General features: G+C 71.4%; 27 protein-coding genes and 2 pseudogenes. 15 read left to right on the top strand and 14 right to left on the bottom strand.

Going from position 1 to position 23,860, the window contains the following annotated elements:
* Nucleotides 1–67: 67 nt before the first annotated feature.
* From OG332_RS22745 to OG332_RS22705, 9 genes are all read left to right on the top strand, one after another.
* Nucleotides 68–436 carry a hypothetical protein gene (locus OG332_RS22745; protein WP_327415202.1) on the top strand — a complete coding sequence of 123 codons (369 nt, stop codon included), beginning with the start codon at nucleotides 68–70 and terminating at the stop codon, nucleotides 434–436.
* A complete protein-coding gene (locus OG332_RS22740; RefSeq protein ID WP_327415201.1) occupies nucleotides 433–999 on the top strand; it encodes an ATP-binding protein in 567 nt (188 codons plus the stop codon). The genes OG332_RS22745 and OG332_RS22740 overlap by 4 nt, the downstream gene beginning before the upstream one ends.
* Before the next feature lie 737 nt (nucleotides 1,000–1,736).
* Nucleotides 1,737–2,033 (top strand): hypothetical protein, encoded by a 297-nt coding sequence (locus tag OG332_RS22735; protein ID WP_327415200.1) that lies wholly within the window; start codon nucleotides 1,737–1,739, stop codon nucleotides 2,031–2,033.
* The gene (locus tag OG332_RS22730; RefSeq protein WP_327415199.1) at nucleotides 2,030–2,716 is read left to right on the top strand and encodes an ABC transporter ATP-binding protein; all 687 of its coding nucleotides are present in this window, start codon (nucleotides 2,030–2,032) and stop codon (nucleotides 2,714–2,716) included. The genes OG332_RS22735 and OG332_RS22730 overlap by 4 nt, the downstream gene beginning before the upstream one ends.
* The gene (locus OG332_RS22725) at nucleotides 2,713–3,969 is read left to right on the top strand and encodes an ABC transporter permease (protein WP_327415198.1); all 1,257 of its coding nucleotides are present in this window, start codon (nucleotides 2,713–2,715) and stop codon (nucleotides 3,967–3,969) included. Before OG332_RS22730 ends, OG332_RS22725 begins: the two co-directional genes overlap by 4 nt.
* Before the next feature lie 10 nt (nucleotides 3,970–3,979).
* Nucleotides 3,980–4,429, top strand: a complete 450-nt coding sequence (locus OG332_RS22720; protein WP_327415197.1) for a hypothetical protein — start codon at nucleotides 3,980–3,982, stop codon at nucleotides 4,427–4,429.
* Nucleotides 4,426–4,836 (top strand): hypothetical protein, encoded by a 411-nt coding sequence (locus OG332_RS22715; RefSeq protein WP_327415196.1) that lies wholly within the window; start codon nucleotides 4,426–4,428, stop codon nucleotides 4,834–4,836. The genes OG332_RS22720 and OG332_RS22715 overlap by 4 nt, the downstream gene beginning before the upstream one ends.
* Before the next feature lie 3 nt (nucleotides 4,837–4,839).
* Nucleotides 4,840–5,712 carry an efflux RND transporter periplasmic adaptor subunit gene (locus OG332_RS22710; protein ID WP_327415195.1) on the top strand — a complete coding sequence of 291 codons (873 nt, stop codon included), beginning with the start codon at nucleotides 4,840–4,842 and terminating at the stop codon, nucleotides 5,710–5,712.
* A gap of 53 nt (nucleotides 5,713–5,765) precedes the next feature.
* On the top strand, nucleotides 5,766–6,245 hold the full coding sequence (locus OG332_RS22705) for a hypothetical protein (protein ID WP_327415194.1): 480 nt from the start codon (nucleotides 5,766–5,768) through the stop codon (nucleotides 6,243–6,245).
* 522 nt (nucleotides 6,246–6,767) lie between these two features.
* Here the strand turns inward: OG332_RS22705 and OG332_RS22700 are convergent.
* From OG332_RS22700 to OG332_RS22685, 4 genes and pseudogenes are all read right to left on the bottom strand, one after another.
* The gene (locus tag OG332_RS22700; protein ID WP_327415193.1) at nucleotides 6,768–7,244 is read right to left on the bottom strand and encodes a cupin domain-containing protein; all 477 of its coding nucleotides are present in this window, start codon (nucleotides 7,242–7,244) and stop codon (nucleotides 6,768–6,770) included.
* Nucleotides 7,245–7,601: 357 nt separating this feature from the next.
* Nucleotides 7,602–7,757: pseudogene (locus OG332_RS22695) on the bottom strand (fluoride efflux transporter FluC); the annotation flags it as partial.
* A gap of 205 nt (nucleotides 7,758–7,962) precedes the next feature.
* Nucleotides 7,963–8,625 carry a response regulator transcription factor gene (locus OG332_RS22690; RefSeq protein ID WP_327415192.1) on the bottom strand — a complete coding sequence of 221 codons (663 nt, stop codon included), beginning with the start codon at nucleotides 8,623–8,625 and terminating at the stop codon, nucleotides 7,963–7,965.
* Nucleotides 8,622–9,749 (bottom strand): sensor histidine kinase, encoded by a 1,128-nt coding sequence (locus OG332_RS22685; protein WP_327415191.1) that lies wholly within the window; start codon nucleotides 9,747–9,749, stop codon nucleotides 8,622–8,624. The genes OG332_RS22690 and OG332_RS22685 overlap by 4 nt, the downstream gene beginning before the upstream one ends.
* 196 nt (nucleotides 9,750–9,945) lie before the next feature.
* On the opposite strand from OG332_RS22685, the gene OG332_RS22680 reads away from it, so the two are divergent.
* Entirely contained in the window at nucleotides 9,946–10,368 is a 423-nt protein-coding gene (locus OG332_RS22680; protein WP_327415190.1) for a DUF6223 family protein, read from the top strand.
* Between the two features lie 36 nt (nucleotides 10,369–10,404).
* Here the strand turns inward: OG332_RS22680 and OG332_RS22675 are convergent, their stop codons facing one another.
* The 6 genes from OG332_RS22675 to OG332_RS22650 all read right to left on the bottom strand — a co-directional run bounded on the left by OG332_RS22675 (nucleotide 10,405) and on the right by OG332_RS22650 (nucleotide 18,437).
* A complete protein-coding gene (locus tag OG332_RS22675) occupies nucleotides 10,405–11,676 on the bottom strand; it encodes an APC family permease (protein ID WP_327415189.1) in 1,272 nt (423 codons plus the stop codon).
* Nucleotides 11,677–11,842: 166 nt separating this feature from the next.
* Nucleotides 11,843–12,484, bottom strand: coding sequence for a DUF305 domain-containing protein (locus OG332_RS22670; protein ID WP_327415188.1), 642 nt, complete (start codon nucleotides 12,482–12,484; stop codon nucleotides 11,843–11,845).
* 88 nt (nucleotides 12,485–12,572) lie between these two features.
* Nucleotides 12,573–13,067: a DUF6153 family protein gene (locus OG332_RS22665; RefSeq protein WP_327415187.1), complete on the bottom strand. Its 495-nt coding sequence runs from the start codon at nucleotides 13,065–13,067 to the stop codon at nucleotides 12,573–12,575.
* Entirely contained in the window at nucleotides 13,057–15,450 is a 2,394-nt protein-coding gene (locus OG332_RS22660) for a heavy metal translocating P-type ATPase (RefSeq protein ID WP_327415186.1), read from the bottom strand. The genes OG332_RS22665 and OG332_RS22660 overlap by 11 nt, the downstream gene beginning before the upstream one ends.
* 545 nt (nucleotides 15,451–15,995) lie before the next feature.
* Entirely contained in the window at nucleotides 15,996–17,264 is a 1,269-nt protein-coding gene (locus tag OG332_RS22655; RefSeq protein ID WP_327415185.1) for an ATP-binding protein, read from the bottom strand.
* Between the two features lie 237 nt (nucleotides 17,265–17,501).
* Nucleotides 17,502–18,437: an alcohol dehydrogenase catalytic domain-containing protein gene (locus tag OG332_RS22650; RefSeq protein WP_327415184.1), complete on the bottom strand. Its 936-nt coding sequence runs from the start codon at nucleotides 18,435–18,437 to the stop codon at nucleotides 17,502–17,504.
* Between OG332_RS22650 and OG332_RS22645 the strand changes: the two genes are divergently transcribed.
* Complete coding sequence (locus OG332_RS22645; RefSeq protein WP_327415183.1) at nucleotides 18,402–18,578, top strand: hypothetical protein; 177 nt, start codon at nucleotides 18,402–18,404, stop codon at nucleotides 18,576–18,578. The genes OG332_RS22650 and OG332_RS22645 overlap by 36 nt on opposite strands.
* Nucleotides 18,579–18,679: 101 nt before the next feature.
* Here OG332_RS22645 and OG332_RS22640 read toward each other — a convergent pair whose 3' ends face one another.
* Nucleotides 18,680–19,087 (bottom strand): hypothetical protein, encoded by a 408-nt coding sequence (locus tag OG332_RS22640; protein WP_327415182.1) that lies wholly within the window; start codon nucleotides 19,085–19,087, stop codon nucleotides 18,680–18,682.
* Nucleotides 19,088–19,311: 224 nt separating this feature from the next.
* On the opposite strand from OG332_RS22640, the gene OG332_RS22635 reads away from it, so the two are divergent.
* A complete protein-coding gene (locus OG332_RS22635) occupies nucleotides 19,312–19,839 on the top strand; it encodes a hypothetical protein (protein WP_327415181.1) in 528 nt (175 codons plus the stop codon).
* A gap of 180 nt (nucleotides 19,840–20,019) precedes the next feature.
* Here OG332_RS22635 and OG332_RS22630 read toward each other — a convergent pair whose 3' ends face one another.
* Nucleotides 20,020–20,295: a hypothetical protein gene (locus OG332_RS22630; protein WP_327415180.1), complete on the bottom strand. Its 276-nt coding sequence runs from the start codon at nucleotides 20,293–20,295 to the stop codon at nucleotides 20,020–20,022.
* Nucleotides 20,296–20,300: 5 nt separating this feature from the next.
* Entirely contained in the window at nucleotides 20,301–20,483 is a 183-nt protein-coding gene (locus OG332_RS22625) for a hypothetical protein (RefSeq protein WP_327415179.1), read from the bottom strand.
* Nucleotides 20,484–20,747: 264 nt separating this feature from the next.
* Here OG332_RS22625 and OG332_RS22620 point away from each other — a divergent pair.
* A pseudogene (locus OG332_RS22620) lies at nucleotides 20,748–21,734 on the top strand (helix-turn-helix transcriptional regulator).
* A gap of 89 nt (nucleotides 21,735–21,823) precedes the next feature.
* On the opposite strand, the gene OG332_RS22615 reads toward OG332_RS22620, so the two are convergent.
* On the bottom strand, nucleotides 21,824–22,747 hold the full coding sequence (locus tag OG332_RS22615; RefSeq protein WP_327415178.1) for a LysR family transcriptional regulator: 924 nt from the start codon (nucleotides 22,745–22,747) through the stop codon (nucleotides 21,824–21,826).
* A gap of 71 nt (nucleotides 22,748–22,818) precedes the next feature.
* Here OG332_RS22615 and OG332_RS22610 point away from each other — a divergent pair, with 71 nt between their 5' ends.
* A complete protein-coding gene (locus tag OG332_RS22610; protein ID WP_327415177.1) occupies nucleotides 22,819–23,472 on the top strand; it encodes a maleylpyruvate isomerase family mycothiol-dependent enzyme in 654 nt (217 codons plus the stop codon).
* 160 nt (nucleotides 23,473–23,632) lie between these two features.
* Nucleotides 23,633–23,830: a hypothetical protein gene (locus OG332_RS22605; RefSeq protein WP_327415176.1), complete on the top strand. Its 198-nt coding sequence runs from the start codon at nucleotides 23,633–23,635 to the stop codon at nucleotides 23,828–23,830.
* The last annotated feature ends 30 nt before the right edge of the window (nucleotides 23,831–23,860 follow it).

The following is a 23,860-nucleotide window of genomic DNA, read 5'->3' as shown; positions in this document are numbered from 1 at the left end:
TGCGCATGTCGCAGCAGGTGGCCCGCGCCCCTTCGGTGTGGCCCTGAACGACCGGGAGGACTACCCGATGACCCCCACCATCTACGGTTACGCGCGCTTGCTGCCCGGCACGGATGCCGCTTCGGAGTTAGCGCGTGTGCGGCGCAAGCTCGGCGGCTTCGCGGGTGGGCGCGGGTTCATGCTCATGGACGTGTTTGCGCTGGAGCGTCCCGGTCAGCGGTTGGCGGTCTGGCGCGAACTGCTCGCCCACTGCGAGCTGTTCGGCGTGCGCGACATCGTGGTGCCCTCGCTCGCGCACCTCCACGACAGCGAGTCACTGGCGCGTTGGATGTGCTCGGACGTGGCGAGTTTCATCGGCGGGCGGGTGTGGGTCGTCGGCGAATCGGCCCCGGTGGGCGGGGACTTGACGCAAGGGTTCGAGGTGATGGCAGCGTGAACGAGTATGAGGCGGCGCTCGGGGCGACATCGGTGAAGCTGCACGCGACACCCGACGCGGCGCATTACGCGCGGTTGTTCGTGTCCCATGCACTGCTCGCGTGGGAACTGGATTACCTGGGCGACGACGCGCAGTCGATCGTCTCCGAGCTGGTGACCAACGCCGTCAAGCTCGGCCCCGGACCGGTGCGCGACCGCAGCGGTTCAGGACTGGTTGCGGTGCAGGTGCGCGTGCAGGGCGGCGCACTCGTGTTGGAAGTCTGGGACTGTCACGCGACGCTACCGGCACCGCGCGCGGCGGTCGATGACGACGAGAACGGCCGAGGGCTGCAACTGGTCGAGGCGTTCAGTAGCCGCTGGGGCGTATGGGAGTCCGACAGCGGCGGCAAGGTCGTCTATGCCGACCTTGACCTCCACAAGCCCCCGGCTGTCTCGCTTGAGGGGAAACCGATCGAGCTGCCCGACGAGGTACTAGCGGCCCACGTCATCGGCAGCGACCGTCTACATGCCATGGCCGACGCCGCACTCATGCACCGCTTTGCCGACGGCTTGGCGTTGCTGTGACGGGTTCGCCCCCGCAGCTACTTCGGAGGCGGGGGCGGCGCGCGGTTTTGCGCGGTTGCGGACAACAGGGTTTTTGGCCCTGGGGCGGGTGGGCCGTCCCCAGGGTTTTTGTACCGATCAGCTAGCGAGGAGCTGACAGCACATGCAGCAGGTTATCGGGCTCATGCGGCGCGCGGGAAGGCGGCTCGGGATTTTGGGCAGGAAGCGGGGGCGGCACACGGCCGCCTATCTGGCCGAGGTGCGCGAGCAGCGGCAGCCACCAGCGCCCGAGCTGCCGGAGCGGCGACGGCGCGCGGCAGCGGTCGCACCGGGGGAGTCTCGGCCGCAGGCGGCAGCGGCAGCAGCAGCGCCGGGGGTGTCGCGGGCGCGTGGTGTGCTTTCGGAGTTGCGGCGTGAGACGGCGCTAGGAGCGCGGGCGCGACGGCTGAGGACGGCGCGCGGTGCGGAGCTTCACGTGTTGCCACGGGTGGCGTTGCCGGATGGCGTGTCCGGGCTCGCAGAGCAGCGGCGGGAAGTGGTGCCAGCATCGGCGCTACCGACCCGTTGGGCGACCGGTGACGAGGCGTTGTTTCGGGCGTTGCTGGATGGCTTGGCGCGGTTGTAGGAGTCACCCGCCCGTCCCGTCAAGGACAGGTCCCGGTCGGTGTGCTTGCTCCCCACCGGCCGGGGCCGCGATCATTGCCCGCGTAGGTTTCGGGACACTCCCGACCGCCAGTGCGACGGTCACGGTCTCCGAGGTGAAGGACGCCCTGTACGTGCCGAGCGCCGCGGTCACGAGCGCCGGCGGGCAGACCACCGTGACCGTACTGGAGAACGGCAAGCCGGTCGTGAAGACGGTGACGGTCGGGATCGCCGGCAGCTCCGGTACCGAGATCAAGTCCGGCCTGGAGGAAGGCGAGCAGGTCCGCATCACGGTCGCCACCGGCACGGGCGGCAGCGATGCGCAGGTGCCGGGCGGTGGCGGGCTCGGCGGTGGCGGTATGGCGCCCGGCGGCAGTGGCGGTCGCGCCCCGGGCGGCGGTGGCGGCCGATGAGCACCCCCGTCATCGAGGTCCGCGGCCTCACCAAGGTCTACGGGCAGGGCGAGACCACCGTCCACGCGCTGCGCGGCACCCACCTGACCGTGCAGCAGGGCGACTATGTGGCGATCATGGGCCAGTCCGGCTCCGGGAAGTCCACTCTGATGAACATCCTGGGCTGCCTCGACGTGCCCACGGACGGCCAGTACTTCCTGGACGGCACGGACGTCAGCGGGCTCAGCGAGCAGCAGCTGTCGATCCTGCGGAACAGGAAGATCGGCTTCATCTTCCAGAGCTTCAACCTCATCCCCCGGATGACGGCCCTCGCCAACGTCGAGCTCCCGCTGGCCTACGGCGGGGTCAAGCCGGCCGAGCGGCGCCGACGGGCGCTCGCGGCACTGGCGATGGTCGGGCTGTCCGACCGGACCGGCCACGAGCCGAACGAGCTCTCCGGCGGACAGCAGCAGCGCGTGGCCGTCGCGAGGGCCCTGGCCACCGCTCCCGCCCTGCTGCTGGCCGACGAGCCGACCGGCAACCTCGACAGCAAATCGACCCTCGATGTCCTCGACATCCTCGACCAGCTCTCGGCATCCGGCCGGACGATCGTCCTGATCACCCACGAGGACGAGGTCGCCAAACGCACCAAGCGCGTCATCCGCCTGGTCGACGGCGACATCGTGGAGGACCGCAGACAATGAACCCCTTCGAAATCCTGCGGTTCGCCCTGCGCGGCCTGGGCGCCAACAAGCTCCGCAGCGGCCTGACCACACTGGGCATCCTCATCGGCGTCGGCGCCGTCATCCTCCTGGTCGCGGTCGGCAACGGCTCCTCCCAGCAGATCCAGGACAGCATCAGCCGCCTCGGCGCGGGCGCGCTGACCGTCTCCACCTCGACCACCGGACAGGGCGGCGGCTCCCGCCAGGCCGGCGGCCCGGGCGGATCACAGCAGCAGGGCGGTACGGGACCGCGTACCCAGGCGAAGAAGCTCACGGTGGAAGACGCCAAGGCGCTGGTCGACCCGGTGAGTACGCCGTCGGTCGAGAGCGCCTCACCGGTGGTCAACGCCAGCTCCCAGACCACCACCTACCTGACGACCAGCCACAGCATCGGCCAGTTCGTCGGCAGCGACCCCGCGTACTTCAAGGCGAGCAACAAGACGATCCGGCGCGGATCGCTCTTCACCGCCGAGCAAGTGGCCGCCGGCTCGAAGGTCGCGGTCATCGGCCAGACCGTGGCCGAGGAGCTCTTCGGCCGGGTCGACCCGATCGGCAAGAAGATGAACGTCAACGGCGCCTTCTTCACCGTGACCGGGGTGCTGGCGGAGTCCGGCTCGTCGTCGAGCGGCTTCCAGGACGCCGACGACATCGCCGTCGCCCCCTACACCGCGGTCCAGGGCACGCTCACCAGCTACGGCGCGCTCAGCCAGATCGTCGTACAGGCCAAGACTCCTGGCGCGGTCGACGCGGCGCAGGCCGAGGTCACCACCCTCTTGAACCAGCGGCACGGCAGCACCGACTTCCAGGTCTTCAACCAGGCCAGCCTGCAATCGGCCGTCGCCGAATCGAGCGAGACCTTCACCGTCCTGCTCGGCGCGGTCGCGGCGATCAGCCTCCTGGTCGGCGGCATCGGCGTCACCAACATCATGCTGGTCACCGTCACCGAACGGACCCGCGAGATCGGCATCCGCAAGGCCATCGGCGCACCCCGCGGAGCCATCCTCGGCCAGTTCATCACCGAGGCCACGATCCTGTCGCTGATCGGCGGAGTACTCGGGGTCGTCGCGGGAGTCGTCGGCGGCCAGTTCAAGATCGTCGGCGTACAGCCGGTGATCGCCCCCTGGTCGATCGGCCTCGCGCTCGGCGTCTCGGTCGCCATCGGCCTCTTCTTCGGCAGCTACCCGGCCAACCGTGCCGCAGGCCTGCGGCCCATCGAGGCGCTGCGCCATGAGTGAGGACAGAGCAGTGAACCCAAACACCGACGTGCTGGCCGACTCCCCGTTCGCCGGGGACCTCGACGCCGAGCTCAAGGCCGCACCGGCGCGGCGGCGCCTGCCGGGGGTGGCGCTGTGCCTGGCCGCGGGCATCGTGGCCGTCGGCGGATTCGTCGTCGGCGTGTACGTGGAGAAGGGTGCCGGGGACACGTCAGGCACCCGGCCGTCCGGGGGCCAGATGCCAGGCGGCGGCCAGATGGCCGGTGGCCGGCCGCAGGGCGAGATGCCGGGCATGCCCGGCGGGGGCGGCCAGTCACCCCAAGGGATGTCCTCCGGAACCATCAGCAAGATCAAGGACGGGGTGGTGGAGCTCACGACCCAGGACGGCAAGACCGTCGAGATCAAAACCGGTGACTCCGTCATGCTCCGGTCCCAGACCCAGCCCCAGACCCCTGCCCCGACGGACGGAGCACAGCAATGACCCTGGTCAAGCGGATGCTGGGCGGGGCGGCGGTGGCGGCGATGCTGCTGACCACCATGGCCTGCGGCAGCGCCAAGTCCGAGCAGCGGCCCTCCTCCGACCCCATGCAGGCGTTTCAGGAATGCCTCCAGGAGCACGGGGTGACCATGCCCGCTCGGGGCGGCCAGCGCCCCGAGGGCGCCCCGAGCGGACGACCCGAAGGCGCGCCCAGTGGCCGTCCCGAAGGCGTCCCGAGCGAACGACCCGAAGGTGCGCCCAGCGGGCTGCCCGAAGGTGCGCCGTCGGGGCGGCCCTCGGGCATGCCGAGCATGTCGGCCGAGCGGCAGGAGGCCATGCAGGCCTGCGCGTCGCTGCGCCCCCAGCAGGGCGGCGGCCCCGGCGGCAACGGCCGGCAGAACGGAGGCTGACCCATGGCAACAGGCAGAAGGCGCCGAACGTCGGCAGCGGGGGGCGGCCGCCGGACGGCCGCCATGTACGGCGTGCTCGGGGCCGTCCTCATGGGCAGTGCGGTGATACCCGCCCACGCCGACGGGAGCACCCCCTCCCCGTCGGCCAAGAACCCGTCCCCGACCGTTCCGGACGTGGAGGTCGGCACGGGCCCGTCCGCGTCGGGCAAGATCGAGAGCCTCAACTCCCGCTCGCTGTCGTTCGCGACCGAGGGCACGATCACGACACTCGAGGTGAAGGCCGGTCAGAAGGTCGAGAAGGGCGATGTCCTGGCCCAGGTCGACTCCACCGAGGCCGTCGAGAGCCGCAGTGCGGCCTACGCCTCCTACCTCGCCGCCTCCGAGACCCTGGAAGAGGCCGAAAGCGGCAGCGAGGGCTACCGGAAGGCGTACGCGTCCTACGTCAAGGCCCGCAACACCTACCGCAAGGCCCAGCGCGCGGTGGACGGGACGAAGATCGTCGCCCCGTTCGCCGGGACGGTCACCGCGCTCGACGCCGAGGCCGGCCGGACCGTGTCCCGGGGAGCGACGGTCCTCACCCTCACCGACCTGTCCGCGCTGCAGGTCAGCGCCGACTTCACCGAGGCCGACATCGTCAAGCTGGACAACGGCCAGAAGGCCACGGTCGCCTTCGGGGCCCTGAACACCACCGTCCAGGGCAGCGTTTCCTCCGTGTCGCCGGTGCCCGTCGCGTCGGAGAGCTCGGGCAGCGGTACAGGGGGAGGGATGCAGCAGTCCTCGACGCAGGTCGTCCGCTACACCGTCCTCATCTCCCTGGCGGACCTTCCGGCGACGGTCCGGGCGGGTCAGGCGGTGACCGTCGAGGTGCAGGTCTGAGTCTCTCAGCGAATTCACAGCTCCTGACCACGTGATCCACAGGGAGCCCGGCGATGCTCACGCCCATGCCGGAGCAGACCGACCCCCACGACATCCTCAGGACCTCGCCGTTCGCGGGCAGCCTCGAGGAGGCGCTGGCCGCCCATCCGCCCCGGCCCGGGCTGCCCCTGCTCACCACGTTCCTGGCCGTCGGCGTCCTGGGCGTCGGCGGCCTCGTCGGCGGCATCCACGCCGACCGCCACTGGGGCCGGGAGAACACCGAAGCCGGGCCCGGAGCGTCCACCGAACGCTTCGGGCAGGGGCCGCAGCCCCCTGCCGGCGCGGGGCAGGGCCGGTTCCCGGGCCGGGGCGGCGGCCAGGGCCGGCCCTCCGGGCAGCAAGTCCCGGGCGGGGCTCGGCAGAACCCCGGACTCGTCCAGGGCGCCATCACCGAGGTGACCGGCGAATCCGTCACCGTGAAGACGTCCGACGGCAGGACCCTCACTCTGAAGACCGGGGACGAGCTGCGGACGGTCCCGTCACCGGCTCGCTAGGGCCCGTGCCCGCCAGGGCCATGCCGGTCTCCTGCGACGTCTGGCCGTCGCACAGCACGGCCAGCAGGACGGTGTGTCCGGCCACTTCCACCCGGCCGATGCTGTTGGTCACCCACAGGCCGGGCGGTCAGCGCCCGCCCGTCGTCGGCGGCCTGCAGCAGCAGGGCGGCGAGAATATCGACCTTGACGATGCCGGCGGTGTCGAACTCGTGGTCGGCGGACGCGCTCGCGCCGGTGGGCAGGTCCAGCACAGCCACGGCCGCGTTCCCCTCGGCCCCCGCCACAGCCTCCCGTACCGCGGCCTCGACGTCCGCCGCGCTTCCGGGCGGCGTCCCGGTCGTCCTCGGCCGCGGTCACGCTCAAGAAGTCCGTCACCAGCAACGCCGCATAAGTGCCGGCGCCGATCAGGACCTCGGATTCCATGAACCGGCGTTAGCCCGGGCGTACGGGCGGGAGGGAAGATCGTGATTCTCTCGGCTCGCCTCGGGGCCAGGAACCACTGTCGCGATAAGCCCTCGCCGGTCAGGCGTGCTCGTCCAACGGCTGCTGGGCAGGCTGGACCGACCAGCTTGCCGGCTCGTCAGCGCCTGAGTCCTCGTCGCGCTCCGCGTCGGCGGCTGTCGCTTGGATCTTGCCCGACGCGTGGTGGACCGGCGCGTATACGGCGTAGAGCTGCAGGGTTTCGCCACCGATGTTGGTGACGTTGTGCCAAGTGCCGGCGGGTACGAAGATGGCCCAGCCATCCTCGACCTCCCGGTCGAAGTCGAGTCGATCCTTCGTACGGCCCATCTGGACGCGGCCCCGGCCCGCGTCGAGTCGCAGGAATTGGTCAGTTTCCGGGTGCGCCTCCAAGCCGATGTCCTCACCCACCGGGATCGACATGAGGGTCAACTGAAGGTACTTGCCGGACCAGGCGACCGCGCGATAGTTCGTGTTCTCCAGCGTCGCCTTTTCGAGGTCGAAACTTTGAGGTTCCGGCCCGATGTCCTTGATGGTCATACTTCTCTCCCGGTCAACGAAGGTCTGTCACAAGCACGTCAGCCGCTACCACACAGCGAGAGCCACCCGTTGCCGCATTCCGCCGTTCGTCCGGTCGTGCAGGCGAACAGAACGATGGCAGACCAATCAGGGCCCCGGCCGCAGGCCGCTGCACGCTCATGCCCGCCATGAGCGTGCAGCCAGGGCCACGAAGAGACGCTACCGGCCAGGTCGTTTCCCAGAAGAAAGCGCCGCGCCCGCCCTGCTGACGCACCGCGCCAAACCACCCGAGGCGCCTGCGGACCGACACACCCGGCGGTACCGCCACCGCCGCCCTCGCCGTCTCGGCCCGGCACCTGCGGTGAGCGCGGCCAGGCGTCACGCCCAGAGAGCCTCGGCGACGGTCACTCCCACGAAGACCGCGCCGAGGCCGGCCACCACACTGGCGATCACGTTGACGGCCGCGTAGAACTTGGCGCCGTCCTCGACCAGCCGCAGCGTCTCGTAGGAGGAGGTCGAGTACGTCGTCAGCGCAGGAATGCCCTGCCCAGAGCGCCTTTCGCGCACCACTTGCACCACCTGGGCGCCAGAGCGTCTCGGATTGCGAGACGTCTTTCATATGACCTGCGCCGCTCATTCCGCTGGTAGAGCGAATTCGCCTGCGCCAAGAAGCAGTTGATCGGTCCGCTCCGCAGGCACCGCACCGGGTGCCTGCCAGGTACCACCCGGACCGTGGTGGTCAGGAGGTGCGCGGGACTACCAGACCGGATTCGTAGGCCAGGACCACGAGCTGGGCGCGGTCACGGGCATGGAGCTTCGCCATAGCGCGGTTGACATGGGTTTTCGCGGTCAGCGGGCTGATCACCATGCGGTCCGCGATCTCGTCGTTGGACAGGCCCCGCGCGACCAGTACGACGGCTTCACGTTCGCGGCTGGTCAGCTCCTCCAGCGCCGTGCCGGTGTCGGTGGGGGGCGGCTGGGTGACGTACCGGTTGATCAGCTTGCGGGTGATCGAGGGTGCGAGGAGGGCGTCGCCGCGCGCGGCCACGCGTACGGCGTGCAGGAAGTCCTCCGGCACGATGTCCTTGACGAGGAATCCGGCTGCGCCGGCGCGCAGGGCGTTGAAGACGTGTTCGTCCAGGCCGTAGTTGGTCAGGATGACGACGTGCACCCCGGCGAGGGCCGGGTCGGCTGCGATGCGCCGGGTCGTCTCGATGCCGTCGAGGACCGGCATCTGGATGTCGATGAGTGCGATGTCGGGGAGGTGCTCCCTGGCGAGCTCCAGGCCCTCTTGCCCGTTGGCGGCCTCGGCCACGACCTCGATGTCGTCTTCGAGGTCCAGGAACGCGCGGAATCCGCTGCGGATGAGCGGCTGGTCGTCGATCAGCAGGACACGGATCATGAGGCTCGTTCCACGGGAAGTTCGGCCTGGACGGTGAAGCCGCCCTCGCTTCTCGGTTCGGCGCGGAGCCGGCCGCCGAGGGCGGTGACGCGTTCGCGCATCCCCAGGAGCCCGATGCCGGGCTCCGGCGCACTGTCCGGTGTGGCTTTGCCGTCGTCGTCGATGCGGATCGCGAGGGTGTCCGGCCGGTAGTCGATGTGGACCGATGCCGTGCCGGCGTCCGCGTGACGGGCGATGTTGGTCAGCGATTCCTGAACGACCCGGTAGGCGGTCCTGCCCACTGCGGTCGGCACGTCGTGTCGCCGGCCCTCGATCGTCAGCGTCGCCTCCAGGCCGCTCCTGCCGGCCCGCTCGACGAGTTCGGTGACGTGATCGAGCCCGTGCGGCGGAGTGGTGTCGTCGTCGCGCAGCGCCTCCAGGGTCGCGCGGAGCTCCCGAGACGCCTCCCGGCCGGCCTCCCGGATCGCCAGGAGGGCCTCCGGTACCTCTTCGCCGCGCTTGCGGGCCACGTGGACGGCGGCTTCGGACTGCACCTTGATGACCGAGATCTGGTGGGTGAGCGAATCGTGCAGCTCCCGCGCGATGTGCAGCCGCTCCTCGTCGGCGCGGCGCCGCGCGGTCTCCTCGCGGGTGCGCTCGGCTTCGTCGGCCCGCTGTTCGGCCTGGCGCAGGGCTTCACCGGCGGCGCCGGCGGCGATGAGCCAGGCGATTTGGAGGGCGCCCCGGGCCTGCGCGAACGCCTCGCCCGTGTCGTGCAGGCCCGAGGCCAGGGCGGCCAGGGGGAGAGAGGCCAGCACGGCCACGCTGGTCACCACCGTGACGATGCGGTGTCCCGCCCGCATGGCCGCGTACACCGCGAAGAGGAACGCGACGGCAGCCACGTCGAACCCTGCCGCCTGGTACCCCACCGCGCACAGCCCGGTGACGGCGAGGACGGCAACCGGAGCCCGGCGGCCTGCGGCCAGCGCCAGGCCGCCCACCGCCAACAGCACGTAGCCGAGCAGGCCGAGGCCCGTTGCGGAGTGCTGCCCCGAAAGACCGGTGACCAGCAGTGCCGCCGCCACGCCTACGGCTATCAGCCAATCCCTGGCACCGGCCCGAACACGGAACCGTCCTTTGTTCATGCGCGCACCGTAGCCCGTGGCCGCCGCGCCCGGATCCCGCTCGCGGACGAGCGGTCGACTACCACGCACGCTGTAGTTCCGCGGCACCTGCCGCGACCGCGGTAGCGCGAAGTGCCTGCGCCTGCTGGACGACCGGCGGCGGGTCCGGCCGACATGCTCAGACGAGATCAGTCGTGGGAAGAGAAGGAGCACTTCGATGTCCGCTCGTCGCCTGTTTGCCGCCGCCACCGCGGCCGCCCTGCTCGGAGTTCTCGGTCTTGCCGGACCGGCGGCCGCGCACGACCTGGCCCAGTCCGCCGATGTCGAGGCATACACCCTGACCACCGCCCGATTCTGGGCCACCGCGGCCGCGCTGCTGGGGCTGGTCGGCGCGGTCATCGGCGGGCTGGCGCGGGCCCGCTCCGTCCGCCCTCTCGGCAACGGCGGGAAAAAGAGGGCCATCGTGGCCCTGGTGGCGGGGCTGACCGCCTTGGTCGGCGGCGCGCTCAATCTGGCCGTCGCCGACGGTGGTCCCGGCACCGGCAACGGAGTAGTCGCCGGCGCCTTGGCCCTGCTGCTGGGGCTGACCGCCACGGTCCTCGGCGGGCTGGCCCTGTCCCGCTCCCGCCGCACCGGCTGACCGCCGCGGATACGCGCGCCTCCAGCTCCGCCGCGGTCACGCCCTGCGGGCGGTCACCACGCGACGCACCCCGTAGGCAGCGGCTCCGGCGGCCAGGACTGCGGCGCCGCTGATCACCGAGGAGGCGGGGAGGGCGAAGGCGAGGACGAGGCAGCCCGCCAGCCCGACGACCGGGATGATTCGTGCCGGTCGGCCCTCGTCCGGGGTGAGCGTCCAGGCGGAGGCGTTGGCGATGGCGTAGTAGGCGAGCACCCCGAAGGACGAGAAGCCGATCGCCCCGCGTACGTCAGTGGTCGCGGCGAGTACGGCGACGACGGCGCCGACCACGAGTTCGGCGCGGTGCGGCACCTGGAACTTCGGGTGGACGGCGGCCAGGGCATGCGGGAGGTGGTGGTCGCGGGCCATGGCCAGGGTCGTACGCGAGACCCCGAGGATCAGGGCGAGCAGCGAGCCGAGCGCGGCCACCGCGGCGCCCACCCGTACGACCGGCGCCAGCCAGTCCGCGCCTGCGGCGCGCGCGGCATCCGACAGCGGAGCCGTGGCATCCGCGAGTCCCTGCGGACCCAGCACGAGCAGGACGGCGACAGCTACGGCCGCGTAGACGACCAGTGCGATGCCGAGCGCGAGCGGGATGGCCCGCGGGATCGTGCGGGCGGGGTCGCGGACCTCCTCCCCGAGAGTGGCGATGCGGGCATAGCCGGCGAAGGCGAAGAACAGCAGGCCCGCCGCCTGGAGCACCCCGCCGAAGGTCGCGTCGTCACCGATGTCGAGCCGGGCCGCGTCCGCGTCGCCGGAGGTGACCGTGGCGACCACCACTGCGGCCAGCACGGCCAGGACCACGGCGACGATGACGCGGGTGAGCCAGGCGGACTTCTGCACCCCTGCGTAGTTGACGGCGGTCAGGGCCACCACGGCGGCGACCGCGACGGCGTGCGCCTGACCGGGCCACACGTAGGAACCGACGGTCAGCGCCATGGCCGCACAGGAGGCGGTCTTGCCGACCACGAACGCCCATCCGGCGAGGTAGCCCCAGAACTCGCCCAGCCGCTCCCGCCCGTAGACGTAGGTGCCTCCGGACGCGGGGTAGCGGGCAGCCAGACGTGCTGAGGACATCGCGTTGCAGTACGCCACCACCGCGGCCAGCGCCAGGCCGAGCAGCAACCCCGACCCGGCCGCACCGGCCGCCGGAGCCAGGGCCGCGAAGATCCCCGCCCCGATCATCGACCCCAGGCCGATCACCACGGCATCGAACACACCCAGGTGCCGCTTCAACTCGCCCGTGCCCGCAGGCCCCGACACCGCACCCATCACTCACTCCCCGACCACAACCCGGCAGACGTACCGGCGCACCATAGAGGAACAAGATGACGAGTCGGGGACAGCACCCGGATGGGCGAGGGCGGCAACGAGCCGTCCTCGCTCGTCAAGGATCAAGCTTCGAGCGCCGCAGCGGCTCGGTCCCGGGCTGGGTCCCCTACGGTCGTTCGGCGTTGAGCATCTGCCGCATCTGGGCGATCTCGGCGGTCTGGGAGGTGATGATGTCGTCGGCCAGGTCCTTGGCGGGGCCGTAGGCTCCCTGCTGCTTCTCCGTCTTGGCCATGTCGATCGCGCCTTCGTGGTGCTCGATCATCATGGTGAGGAACATGGCGTCGAAGGCGTTGCCCCTGGCGTTGCCGAGCCGGTTGATGTCCTGGTCGTCCATCATCCCGGGCATGCCGGAGTCGTCATCGTCGTGGCCCATGCCGTCCATGCTGACACCGCTGGGGACCTTCTCGCCCCACGCCTTGAGCCAGCCGGACATGGTCTCGATCTCCGGAGCCTGCGCCTTCTTGATCTTTTCTGCGAGTGCCTTGACCTCGGCGGAGGCGCCGTGGGCGGCGACCATGTCGGACATCAGGATGGCCTGACGGTGGTGGGGGATCATCCCCTGCGCGAAGGTGACGTCCGCCTGGTTGTGCCGGTCGGCCTCCGACGACGCCGGGGCGGTCGTGGTGGCGGGAGTGGTGCCGGCCGTGTTCGTGCTGTCGCCGCTGCCGCAGGCGGCAAGGACCAGGCCGGCGGCGACCGCAGTGGCTGCCAGGGCCGCGCGGCGCGGCAGGGATCGGTTCGTGTTCATTTCGCTGAGCTCCAGTGATCGATACGAGAGAAGAAGGGCTGGTCTGCCCGTGGTCGGCGCCTTCGGGCGCGTGTCACAGGAGGAGCCGCTATATCCGCAGGATCTGGAGGTCGGCGAGCAAGGGCGGTGCCCGCCCTCCGGCGGGCTCGTAGGCCAGCGCGAGCGCCAACGCGGCCGGGGCGTGAGCAATGCCGCCCGTCAGGCCTGTGAGGGGCGCGGTATCAGGCGCGGCGATGCCGGGGGCACCGGGCGGGGCCGCAGATGTGCACATCTGGTCCGCGTGACCGGCGTCCCGGGTCGGACCTTGGTCCTCGTCATCGGGGCACGGATGACGCGGGTCGGCCTGCGCTGCCGCCACGTGGTGGGACATGTGCTCGATGGCGCCCGTCGATGGCAGCGCGGCGGCAGTTCCCAGAGCATGCATGCCGAGCAGCCCGAAGACGAGTGCGAGAACGAGCAGCAGTCCGAGCCGCGGTACCGGCAGGGACTGCGACCGCGTGCGGGGCTTGTGGCCGGTCACATGTCCCACCGTATGACGCACCCGTACCCGGCGCAGCGCGACCTGGGCCCGGCTACCCGCCATTGCCATCGCCTCCGTCCACTGGGGCTGCGGGGGCGGTGCCGGGCAGGCGGAGGCGTTTGAGGGCGAGGGCGTTGACGGCGACGATGACGCTGGATCCGGACATGGACAGGGCGGCGATCTCGGGTCGGAGGACCAGTCCGGTGGCGGGTTCGAAGACTCCGGCGGCGATGGGCAGGGCGATGGCGTTGTAGCCGATGGCCCAGCCGAGGTTCTGACGCATCTTGCGCACGGTGCCCCGGCCGATGCGCAGGGCGGTGGGGACGTCGAGGGGGTCGGAGCGCATGAGGACGAGGTCGGCGGTCTCGATGGCGACGTCGGTGCCGGCGCCGATGGCGATGCCCAGGTCGGCCCGGGCGAGGGCGGGGGCGTCGTTGACGCCGTCGCCGACCATGGCGACCTTGCGGCCGCCGCGCTGGAGCTCGGCGATGGTGGCGGCCTTGTCGCCCGGGAGGACCTCGGCGATGACGGTGTCGATGCCCAGGCGCTGCGCGATGCGTTCGGCGGTGGCCCGGTTGTCGCCGGTGAGCATGACGACCTCGACGCCCAGGGCGTGCAGTTCGCGTACGGCGGCTTGTGAGGTCTCCCGCGGCGCGTCGGCGATGCCGATGAGGGCGGCGGCCAGGCCGTCGACAGCGGCGATGACGACGGTACGGCCGGTGGCTGCGAGCTCGTCCCGCCGGGCGGCCAGCGGACCGAGGTCCACGCCTTCGCGTTCGGCCAGCCGACGGTTGCCCACGGCGACCCGGTGGCCGTCCACCACGGCGGTCGCCCCGTGGCCGGGCACGTTCTCGAAATGCCGGGCCTGCGCACTCCCCACGCTGCGAGATTCGGCGTAGTGCACGACCGCCTCTGCCAGCGGGTGCTCGGATTCCCGCTCGACCGCCGCGACCAGCCGCAGGACCTCGTCCTCGTCCCGGCCGGGTGTGGTGATCACCTCGGTGACCTCTGGTTCGCCCTTGGTGAGGGTGCCGGTCTTGTCCATCACCACGGTCTGGATCCCGGCGGACGCTTCCAGGGCCATCGCGTTCTTGAACAGGACGCCCCGCTTGGCCCCCAGCCCGGTGCCGACCATGATCGCGGTGGGCGTGGCCAGGCCCAGCGCGTCCGGGCAGGTGATGACGACCACGGTGATCGCGAACAACATCGCACTGCTGAAGGGCCGATCGGTGGCCAGCAGCCAGACGGCCAGCGTGAGTGCGCCGCCGACGAGGGCGACGAAGACCAGCCAGAACGCGGCGCGGTCGGCGAGCCGCTGACCGGGGGCCTTGGAGTTCTGGGCCTCCTGGACCAGCTTGACGATCTGGGCCAGCGCCGTGTCCGCGCCCACCCTGGTCGCCCGTACCCGCAAGGTGCCGTTGGCGTTGACGGTGGCACCGACCACGGCGGAGCCAGGGTCCTTGTGCACCGGCAGGCTCTCCCCCGTCACGGTCGACTCGTCGACCTCGCTCTCCCCCTCCTCCACGACCCCGTCCGCGGCGATCTTCGTCCCCGGGCGTACGAGCAGCAGGTCGCCGACGGCCACCTCGGCGGTGGCGATCTCGACCGGTTCGCCGTCCCGCAGAACGACGGCCTTGGGCGGGGCGAGGTCCAGCAGGGCGCGGATCGCGTCGTTGGCGCCGCCGCGGGCGCGCATCTCGAACCAGTGGCCGAGCAGGACGAAGGACGCCAGCACGGTGGCGGCCTCGTAGAAGACTTCCCCGCCGCCGGTGAGCGTGACGATCAGCGAGTACAGCCAGCCCGCGCCGACGGCGACCGCGACCAGCACCATCATGTCCAGCGTCCGGGCACGCAGGGCCCGGACGGCGCCGACGAAGAAGATCGAGCACGAGTAGAAGATCACCGGCAGGCTCAGCAGGAGCGCCCACACGTCCTGACGGAGCCCGAACGGCACGGGCACGTGCCAGCCGAAGACCTCCTCGCCGATCGGGGACCAGATCACGATCGGAATGGAGAAGATCACCGCGACGAGGAAGCGGTTGCGCATGTCGGCGGCCATCGCCGCCATCGACATCCCCGCATGGCCGCCATGGCCGTGATGGCCGTCATCGTCCACCGTCGCCTCGTGGGGCGAGCGCATGACCTCTGGCTCGTGCCCCGTGTGCGCGGGCCGCACGGCTTCGGGCGCTCGCGCGGGACCGGGCGGGTCAGGCTCGTCCATCGGGTCGCAGATGTGCGACGGCACCGACTGGCCGGCGCAGTGGTAGCCGCACTCGGTCACCCAGCCCCGCAGCTCGGCCAGGGAGGTCCGCGTCGGGTCGAAGACGACGGTGGCCGACTGCGCCACGGGGTTGACCTCGACGTCCAGAACACCCGGCCGGCGGCCCAGAACGGCGGCGACGGTGCTCTGCTGGCTGGCGCGCAGCATGCCCCGCACGTCCAGCACCGCCGTGCTCCGATCCTTTCGCGGATCGCTTGGCTCAAGGTCTGGCGGGTGCCTCATGCGCGTTCACCTCCCCGGCGCGTACGTGGCGACTCGTGCATGCAAAGCGGTTCGCCTGCCAGCAGCCTGCGGCGGTCGCAGCCGCGCCGCAACGGCTGATACGGCACGCGGGCGCATGACGGCCCTGAAGGGGAGCAGAGGCGACGTTCGTGACAGAGGTGTCCATCGGGGAGGTGGCCGCCTCCCGCCCCGCTGCCAGGCGGTCGGTCGACGACTCGTGGACACGCCGACACGGTCTACTCCACCTCCGACGGCAGCGCCTCCGTGCTGCCGGCCGCCAAAGAAGAGTGGGCACGCTGTTTCCCGCGCCGGGAACTCACCGCCGGCGAGAAGCAGGAACTGTTTGCGAGATGACCGCCCACGGCGAGGAAGCGGTGCCGCACCGGCCCGGATACAGCGGGCTCGGCCCCCGCCCGCTGCCCCGCTACCGCACCCGGCCTGCCGACAACCCACCAGACAGCCCTACGACAGCACGTAACAAAGCACTGCTAGATGCGGGCGAACTTCTCGGTCTGGTGGGCGAACTCCTGGGCCATGGCCGCGCTGACCGTGGGCCTGGTGTCGCCGATGGTGCCCAGGTAGTCCTCGGTGGTGGGGCGGGCCCGCGTTCCGGTGTCGAAGGTGCGCTCGAACTGGACTTGGGAGACGGTACGCGCCACATGGGCGATGTCGGCAGGGGTGAACCCCTCGCTGGCGGTCGCCAGCACCGCGCTGTCGGCCTCCGCGCCCGCTCGGGCCAGGTAGCTCTCCCACAGCGCGGTCCTCGCGCGGTCGTCGGGCGGGCCGATCGGCAGCACGTAGTCGAAACGGCCGTGCCGCAGGAAAGCGGAGTCGAGCGTGGTCACGTCGTTCGTGGCGCAGACGAGCAGCCGACCGTCCTGGCCCCGGAACCGGACGATCGCCTTGAGCAGTTCGTTGACGACGCCGACCGCGGTCGCGTCCGCGCCGCTCCGGGCCCCCGCGATCTCCTCGACCTCGTCGATGAAGACCAGGACGTGGTCGAGCCGGGCGATCTCGTCGAAGCGCCGGTTCAGCCCGCTCGCCAGCCCGTGCTCGGCGGCCAGCCGGGCGGGGAACAGTTCGAGGAAGGGCCATCCCAGACGGCTGGCGATCGCGTGCGCGAACGTGCTCTTGCCGGTCCCGGGCGGCCCGAACAGCATCACCGCCCGCGGCGGCTCCACTCCGTGCTGGGCGGCCATTTCCGGATGGGCCAGCGGCAGGACCAGGCGCCGCTCGATGAGCTCCTTCTCCCTCTGCATGCCCGCGACCTTCTGCCACAGCCCCCCGGGCGGCAGCTCCGCTCCGAGCGAGGAGAGCATGCCGACCGCCTGAGGGGTGACCCGCCCGCGCTTCTCGAAGAAGACCAGGCCGGGTCGGGCGCCGAAGCCGCAGTTGTGCAGGGCGGCGGCGCCGGTCTCGCCGTCGGGCAGGACGGCGTTCACCGTTCGGACGCCACCGGCGAACAGCCGGTGCTCCAGGGCCGTGATCAGGTCGCTGCCCAGCCCCCGGTGCCTCCAGGAAGGCGCCATGCAGATGCGCAGGATCCACGCCCGGTCGCCCTCCACCCTGCTCACCGCGGCGCCGACCACCACCTCGTCCGCCGTGGCCACCACCGCCGGCTGGAGGGCCTGGAGGGCCGCCACGGCGTCCGAGAGCGGAAAGAGAGGCGACTCTTCTGCCGTGCCGCTCTCCGCATCGACTCGGATCACCGCTTCGAGATCGTCCTGGGTGTAGTCCCTGACACGCCAACCCGTCATGATCAGCTCCGCGCGTTCGGCCGTACTCCCATCATCAGCCGATGTGCGCGGGACGCGCACGGCAGGAGCCGCGTGCCCCCGGTCGGATTCGATTCCCGTCCTCTGCTCTCCCAGGCAGGCCCAGGTCAGCGCCCCGGGCCTGCCTCGTCGGGCGAGTTCCCATGCACGGTGGGGCTTCTGGTCACCGGGGACGGGATCGCCCCTCAGGCGGCGGGAGCCTTCGCAGGGCGGCTGCCGTCAGGGCGTGATGACCAGACGTCCCGTGACGTTGCCGGCGGCGAGCCTGGTGAGGGCCTCATTGACCCGTTCCAGGGGGTACTCGGCCTCCACGTGCCCGCGGAGGAGGCCCGCCGCGGCCATCTCCATCACGGTGTGGGCGTCGGCGAGGGTGGCGCCGACGGAGCCGCGGATCTCGGTCTCCCGTACGACCACGTCGAGCACGTCGAGGGCGGACCGCTCGCCCGTGCAGCCGACGAGGACGACTCGGCCACGGGTCCCGGTCATCCGTACCGCCTGGCCGGGGGTGTGCGTGTTGCCGACCGTGTCGACCACCACGTGGCAGCCCTCCCCCGCGGTCGCCGCGTGGACGGCCGCGACCGGGTCGCCTTGCAGGGGGTCGATCACGCCGTGTGCCCCGTACCGCCGCGCCTGTTCCCTGCTCGGCGCGTGCGGGTCGACTGCGATGACGCGGGCGCCTTCGGTGACGGCCTCCTGGACGACGGCGAGGCCGACCCCGCCCGCGCCGATGACCACGACGGTCTCGTCCGGGGCCGTGCGGGCGACGGACCGGACGACGCGGACCGCAGTCGTCCCCGAGCAGCCGAGTACGGCTGCCTCGGCGAAGGAGACCGTGTCCGCGATCGGCACGAGGGAGCGGGCGTCGGCCAGGTGGTACTCGCACAGCCCGCCGTCGGAGTCGAAGCCGACCTTCGCCGCCGGATCCGGGCAGAGGTTCTCCGAGCCGTCCCTGCACCAGGTGCAGCGCCCACAGCCTTCGTAGTAGTACGCGAGGACCCGGTCTCCCGGCGCGAAGCCGGCTCCGTCACCCGCCTCGGCGACCTCCCCGGCGATCTCGTGCCCGAGCACGATGGGCAGGGGCGGGGTGACGGCGGAGCCGTCGGCCAGGTGGAGGTCGGTGTGGCAGAGCCCGGCCGCCCGGACCCGGACCAGCACCTGTCCCGGCCCTGGAACGGGGCGGGGGTCGGGGACACCGAGTCCCTCGTCGCCGAGGTCATCGACACCGTCGACCGACTGGCCGACCGGGCCGACCGGGCCGACCGGGCCGACCGGGCCGACCGGGCCGACCGCACCTGACGTCCGCGCTGAGGGCGCAGGTTCGCTTCCCGTCCTCCGCTCCACGACCAAGCCCCAGGTCACAGACCTGGGGCTTGGTTCGTTGTCCAGACCTCTCGGCGTCACGGGGTCCGTCGTAGCGGGGCGACGCCGAGTACGCCGGACAGCACCCGGCCCAGGTCCAGCACGCTCAGGCCGAACATCAGGACGCCCAGGGGGACGTGCAGCGCCGGCATGTGAGCGATGCCGAGCACCACCTGCACCGAGGCGAGCACGAGGAAGCCGGACGAGTACAGGACGGGGCGCGGCGAGCCGCCGCCCGGCTTCCACGCCAGGATCGCGGCGAGCACGTACAGCATCGACGCGCCGTACATCACGCGCGCCCCCACGCCGTGCAGCGCCTCGCCGTAGGACGTGGACAGCAGCAGGCCGGCGGAGGTCGCCTGCAAGAAGAGGGTCAAGGTCTGCAAGGCGACCGAGACCTGCAGAAACGTGAATCTGCCCGGAGCTGTCGTCGTCTGTACGGCCATGATGTGGTCCTCTCTTCAGCCTCGCGGCGGTGGATCGGCGGTGTCTCGGCAGTCCGACGACGCAGGCCCGCGAAATGTGAGGCGAGGTACCGGCCTCACAGTCCGGTGCCGTGTTTCGTCGAAGGGCTGAGAGCCGATGCGGGCGAGAAGAACCAGGGAGTCGTCGCGGGCATGTCAGTCCGTACTGCTTCTGCCGCGCCCGGCTGGTCTGGGCGCAGGAGTTCATGCCGTCGAGGACCTTCTGGTACGCCGACTTCGCCGCCGCCTCGTCCTTGAAGGAGAGCGAATTCTGGATCGCCGGGGTCTTGTGCGAGCTGATGAAGCCCTGCTGCCGCCAGTTGGCGGCGCCCGGCACCGATACGCACTCGTTGAGCTGGAAGTCCTGGGTCAGTGGCTGGGTGATGGCCGGTGCCAGTTCCTTCCACTTCTGCTGGGCGTTGTCAGGGAGCTGGGCGGGCTCCACCCGCTCGGCCTCCAGTGCCTCGACGACGACACCGCCGCCCTTGGCGCCGCCCTTCGAGCCCTTGTCCGCGCTCCTGGGCGTGCTCTTGTCCGTGCTCTTGGTCCCGCCCTTGCCGACCGCCGTCGAAGGGCTGGGGGCTGCACCGGTCGGGGGCTGCGCCGAGGGCGTCTGTCCTGCGGGGGTGTTCCCCGCCGCGCCGGCAGCCGGCGCTCCCTCGTTGCTCGCCGCGCTGCTTGCCGCCGGGGGCATCGGGGCGTCGGAGGCGTCGGTGTGCTGGGCCAGCCCGTAGACGGTGGCGGCGGCGAGGACGCCCGCACTGGCGAGCACGGCGGTACGGACGCGACGGGGCGCGGCGGTGCGGGACATGGCGGGACTCCTGGAAGTGGGCAGGCCGAAGAGGGCCTCGATGCGGGCAAGTCGGGGTGCGCTGAGGGGAGAAGCTGAGGGGCGAAGCTGAGCGGAGAAGGCGTCAGCGGTGCGTCGCGGTGGCGCGGTAGCCGTGCCGGACGAGGGGCGACCGGGCACTGGTCAGGATGGCGTGCGCCTGGTCGAGGGCTGCGGCCTCGGATGCGGCACGCAGGAAGAGGTAGACGTCCATGCCTTCGTCGGAGGCCTTGGCCCGCAGGTGCTCCAGGCCGTGGGACGGGGCGGTGTGCGCCCAGATCAGATCGGATACGAGGGCGAGCGCGCTGTCCTGGGCGGGACCTTGGGGAATCCCGGCGAGCGAGGCGCGGATGACGCGCATCGGGGTTAGTCCCAGTTGATGCTGCTGGCGCCGGCCTTCGGGGCGGTGTCCCAGTTGATGCTGCCCGGACCGACTGCGCTGATCTTGGTGCTTCCGTCGGAGACGGCGGCCGAGGCCGTGGTGGCGGATGCGGCGCAGAGCAGGGCGGAAAGGGTGGCGGCAGCGGCGATGCGGGCGGTGCGGGACATGGGATCCCCCTGGATCGAAGGTCTTGGAGCGGGTTCGGGTGGTGTGCTGCTGCGCGCTGCTCCGGATCGTCCTTGCGGCTCTGGCCCGAGTCGGGGACTCTCGCCCCCGCCGTTCCGGTGATCACTATGTTGCTGCCCTCCCGACCTGCACAGAAGGGTTTCCAGCTGGCACCAAGACGCCTGTCACCTTGGTGCCACTCGTGGCTTACGATCACGGAAACCGGCCGCCGGTACGAGCGGTCGATGTCGGCTGGGGGGCTGGGGATGCTGCAATCGTTGGGGCTGGGACCGGACGTGGAAGCCGTGTACCGGGGGATGCTGGCCGACGCGTCCGGCGGCGTCGCGGAGCTGTGCGCGAGCCTCGGACTCACCGAGGCACAGGTGCGGCACGGCCTGGACCGGCTCGTCGACCTCGACCTGCTGAGACCGTCACGGGACAGCCCGGGTGCGCTGCGCGCGGTGAGCCCCGAACCGGGACTGGAGCTGCTGCTGCGCCGACAGGAGCAGGAACTGGCTCGCCAGCAGGAGGAGTTGGCGCGCAGCAAGGCTGCTGCCGCGCGGGTCGTCTCCGAGTTCGCCGACCTCCGCCCGAACACCGAGGTCGACGGTGCGGAACGGCTCGTGGGCATGGACGCCATCCAGAGCCGGCTCGAAGAGCTCGCCCACGGGCTGACGCGGGAGTGCACGGCGATCCTGCCCGGCGGCTCCCTGTCCGAGGCCAGCCTGGAGGCGTCGCGTCCGCTCGACCGGCGGGCCCTGGCCCGCGGCATCGAAATGCGCTCGATCTACCAGGACAGCGCCCGCAACGATCCGACGACGCTGGCCTACGCCCGGTGACTGACGGAAGAGGGCGGCCAGGTGCGCACCAGCCCGCTGCTGCCGCCCCGTCTGCTGATCTTCGACCGCAGGGTGGCGGTCGTCCCGATCGACCCCGCCAACTCGCGTCTGGGTGCGCTGTGCACCAGCGCACCCGGCATCGTGGCGTCACTCCTGACCCTGTTCGAGCAGACCTGGGTCTCCGCCGTCCCCCTCGGCGCGGACCGCCCCCGCCCCACCGACTCCAGCCCTTCCGCGGGCGAACTCGAACTCCTCAGACTGCTGGCCTCGGGCATGACGGACGAAGCGGCCGGCAAACGCCTCGGGGTGTCCCTGCGTACCGTCCGCCGCCAGATGTCCGCGCTGATGGAACGACTCCACGCCACCAGCCGCTTCGAGGCCGGTCTGAAGGCGGCCCAACAGGGCTGGCTCTGAGCGGGCCTCGTGCCCGGGGCCGGCCCGCCGCGGCCTGCAGCGATCGCGGCGATCGCGGCGGCCCGCGACGATCCACGGCGGCCTCGTGGTCAGTCGGTGCCGGGCACGGTGAGACCCGTACGCAGCCGGTCCAGGAAGGCGGTGGCCGCGGGGCCGGAGGGGCCGTTCGTCCGCCAGGCCAGGGCGACCCGGCCGCGCAGGCGCGGCTCGGTGATCTCCAGCGTCCGCAGGCCGCAGGCCGAAGCCGCTCCGGCGCCGGGGGCCGGAACCACCGCCACGCCCAGACCGCGGGCGGCGAGCTGCGCCAGGAACGGCGGAGCGGCTGCCTCGAAGGCGATGCGGGGCTGGAACCCCGACCGCGCGCAGGCGCGGTCGAGTACCCCGCGCAGCCCCGTGCCCCGCGGCAGGCTGATCAGCGGACGGTCGCGGAGCTCGGCCAGCGGAATGCTCGTGCGGTCCGGGGACGTGAGGGCGGGGTCGTCCGGGGCGAAGGCCGCGACCAGGGGTTCGTCGACCAGGACTTGGAGGGAGATCCCGGGTGGGGCCTCCTCGTCCGCGAGTCCGATCACGGCGATGTCGAGTTCTCCCCGGTGCAGCCCGGCGAGCATCCGCTCGGAGGTGTCCTCGGTCACGGCGATCTCCACTTGGGGGTGGTCCTCGTGGAAGCCGACCAGAACGGCCGCCAGGTCGAACGCATCGGCTGCCGCGGCCGCGCCCGACACGTGGCCGAGGGTGACGTGTCCGCGCAGCAGTCCGGTGAACTCGTCCGCGGTCTGCCGTACCGCTTCGACGGCTGCGAGCGCGGCCCGCGCGTACGGCAGTACGGCCTCGCCCACCTCGGTCAGGGTCACCGATCGGCCGGAGCGGTCGAGGAGCGGGTGCCCGAGTTCCCTCTCGAGCTGGCGGACTTGGGCACTCACCCCCGGCTGCGCCAGGTGCAGACGGGCGGCGGCGCGGGTGAAGTTGGCTTCCTCCGCGACCGTGACGAAGTACCGCAGCTGCCGGATTTCCATAACTGATCATGCTAGTTGCGAGACATGCAAACTCTTGGACTTATGGCAGACGGGCCGAGAGCCTTGAAGCCATGGGGAACACGACGGAACGTAGGCCGGCAGCGGACGTCAAAGCCGCGATCGCGGCCGAACGCCGGGAGCTGGCGGCCGTGCTGGACGGCTTGTCGGCCGAGGAGTGGGACGCGCCGACCCTGTGCGGGGGGTGGCGGGTACGGGAGGTCGCGGCCCACATGACGATGGGGTTCCGGTACTCGCTCTCCAAGACGGCGTGGGAACTGATCCGAGCGCGGGGCAGCCTCCACCGGATGACCGACCGGTGCGCCCACAAGGACGCGGCCGCCCATTCGACGCGTGAACTGGCCGCCTTCCTCGGTGACAACGCGGCTCACCCCTGGAGGCCGCCGGTCGGCGGGATCGAGGCGGCGCTGGGCCACGATGTGATCCACGGCCTGGACATCACGGTCGCGCTGGGCCTCGGCCGGCGGGTGCCCGAAGATCGTGTGCGCATCCTCCTGGGGACCGTCGACGCCAGGACCGTCACGTTCTTCCGAGCCGACCTGGGCGGCGTCGAACTCCGCGCCGACGACCTCATCTGGTCCTTCGGTACGGGAACGCCGTTGTCCGGCGCCGCACAGGACCTCCTCCTGCTCGCCTACGGCCGACGGCTCCCCCCGGGCCACCTCCGCGGCGAATCGAGCGACCGCTTCCTCGGTGCGCGGACGTGAGGCGGGGCCGGGTCGGCGGAGGGTCGTCATGGCACGGCCGCGCCGGGGTCGGCTCACCCGTGCGCCTCGCGCCCTCGCCGAAATGGTGCAGACCGCTGGTGCGCGTGTCAGCGTGATGGGTGAGGAAGCCGTACCCCACGCATCAAGAGGAGTCGCCGTCATGGACGGTAGGCAGGACAAGCGCCAGGAGCCGGGCAAGGGGCGCGAGGCGCAGGAACACCATCGCCCCGGAGACCCCGCGCAGCCCCGGCCGGGCAAGTCCCGCGAGAAGGGACACAAGCCCGGCCAGAAGGAGACCTCGCGCCACCGCGAGGACGACCTGCTGCGCGAAGAGGACCTGCACGACGAGGGACTCTGACCGGCGCAGCGTTCGCCGGCACACGCAGAG

It is taken from the genome of Streptomyces sp. NBC_01233, assembly GCF_035989305.1.
GTDB lineage: Bacteria > Actinomycetota > Actinomycetes > Streptomycetales > Streptomycetaceae > Streptomyces.
The sequence above is the reverse complement of the archived record's forward strand: the minus strand, read 5'-3'. Positions and strand labels throughout refer to the sequence as shown.

Bases quoted from the DNA above. Each gene is read 5' to 3' on its own strand.
- OG332_RS22745 (WP_327415202.1), top strand. From the start codon at position 68: ATGACCCCCACCATCTACGGTTACGCGCGCTTGCTGCCCGGCACGGAT.
- OG332_RS22730 (WP_327415199.1), top strand. From the start codon at position 2,030: ATGAGCACCCCCGTCATCGAGGTCCGCGGCCTCACCAAGGTCTACGGG.
- OG332_RS22725 (WP_327415198.1), top strand. From the start codon at position 2,713: ATGAACCCCTTCGAAATCCTGCGGTTCGCCCTGCGCGGCCTGGGCGCC.
- OG332_RS22715 (WP_327415196.1), top strand. From the start codon at position 4,426: ATGACCCTGGTCAAGCGGATGCTGGGCGGGGCGGCGGTGGCGGCGATG.
- OG332_RS22710 (WP_327415195.1), top strand. From the start codon at position 4,840: ATGGCAACAGGCAGAAGGCGCCGAACGTCGGCAGCGGGGGGCGGCCGC.
- OG332_RS22705 (WP_327415194.1), top strand. From the start codon at position 5,766: ATGCTCACGCCCATGCCGGAGCAGACCGACCCCCACGACATCCTCAGG.
- OG332_RS22700 (WP_327415193.1), bottom strand. From the start codon at position 7,244: ATGACCATCAAGGACATCGGGCCGGAACCTCAAAGTTTCGACCTCGAA.
- OG332_RS22690 (WP_327415192.1), bottom strand. From the start codon at position 8,625: ATGATCCGTGTCCTGCTGATCGACGACCAGCCGCTCATCCGCAGCGGA.
- OG332_RS22685 (WP_327415191.1), bottom strand. From the start codon at position 9,749: ATGAACAAAGGACGGTTCCGTGTTCGGGCCGGTGCCAGGGATTGGCTG.
- OG332_RS22680 (WP_327415190.1), top strand. From the start codon at position 9,946: ATGTCCGCTCGTCGCCTGTTTGCCGCCGCCACCGCGGCCGCCCTGCTC.
- OG332_RS22675 (WP_327415189.1), bottom strand. From the start codon at position 11,676: ATGGGTGCGGTGTCGGGGCCTGCGGGCACGGGCGAGTTGAAGCGGCAC.
- OG332_RS22670 (WP_327415188.1), bottom strand. From the start codon at position 12,484: ATGAACACGAACCGATCCCTGCCGCGCCGCGCGGCCCTGGCAGCCACT.
- OG332_RS22665 (WP_327415187.1), bottom strand. From the start codon at position 13,067: ATGGCGGGTAGCCGGGCCCAGGTCGCGCTGCGCCGGGTACGGGTGCGT.
- OG332_RS22655 (WP_327415185.1), bottom strand. From the start codon at position 17,264: ATGACGGGTTGGCGTGTCAGGGACTACACCCAGGACGATCTCGAAGCG.
- OG332_RS22640 (WP_327415182.1), bottom strand. From the start codon at position 19,087: ATGGCCGTACAGACGACGACAGCTCCGGGCAGATTCACGTTTCTGCAG.
- OG332_RS22635 (WP_327415181.1), top strand. From the start codon at position 19,312: ATGCCGTCGAGGACCTTCTGGTACGCCGACTTCGCCGCCGCCTCGTCC.
- OG332_RS22630 (WP_327415180.1), bottom strand. From the start codon at position 20,295: ATGCGCGTCATCCGCGCCTCGCTCGCCGGGATTCCCCAAGGTCCCGCC.
- OG332_RS22625 (WP_327415179.1), bottom strand. From the start codon at position 20,483: ATGTCCCGCACCGCCCGCATCGCCGCTGCCGCCACCCTTTCCGCCCTG.
- OG332_RS22615 (WP_327415178.1), bottom strand. From the start codon at position 22,747: ATGGAAATCCGGCAGCTGCGGTACTTCGTCACGGTCGCGGAGGAAGCC.
- OG332_RS22610 (WP_327415177.1), top strand. From the start codon at position 22,819: ATGGGGAACACGACGGAACGTAGGCCGGCAGCGGACGTCAAAGCCGCG.
- OG332_RS22605 (WP_327415176.1), top strand. From the start codon at position 23,633: ATGGACGGTAGGCAGGACAAGCGCCAGGAGCCGGGCAAGGGGCGCGAG.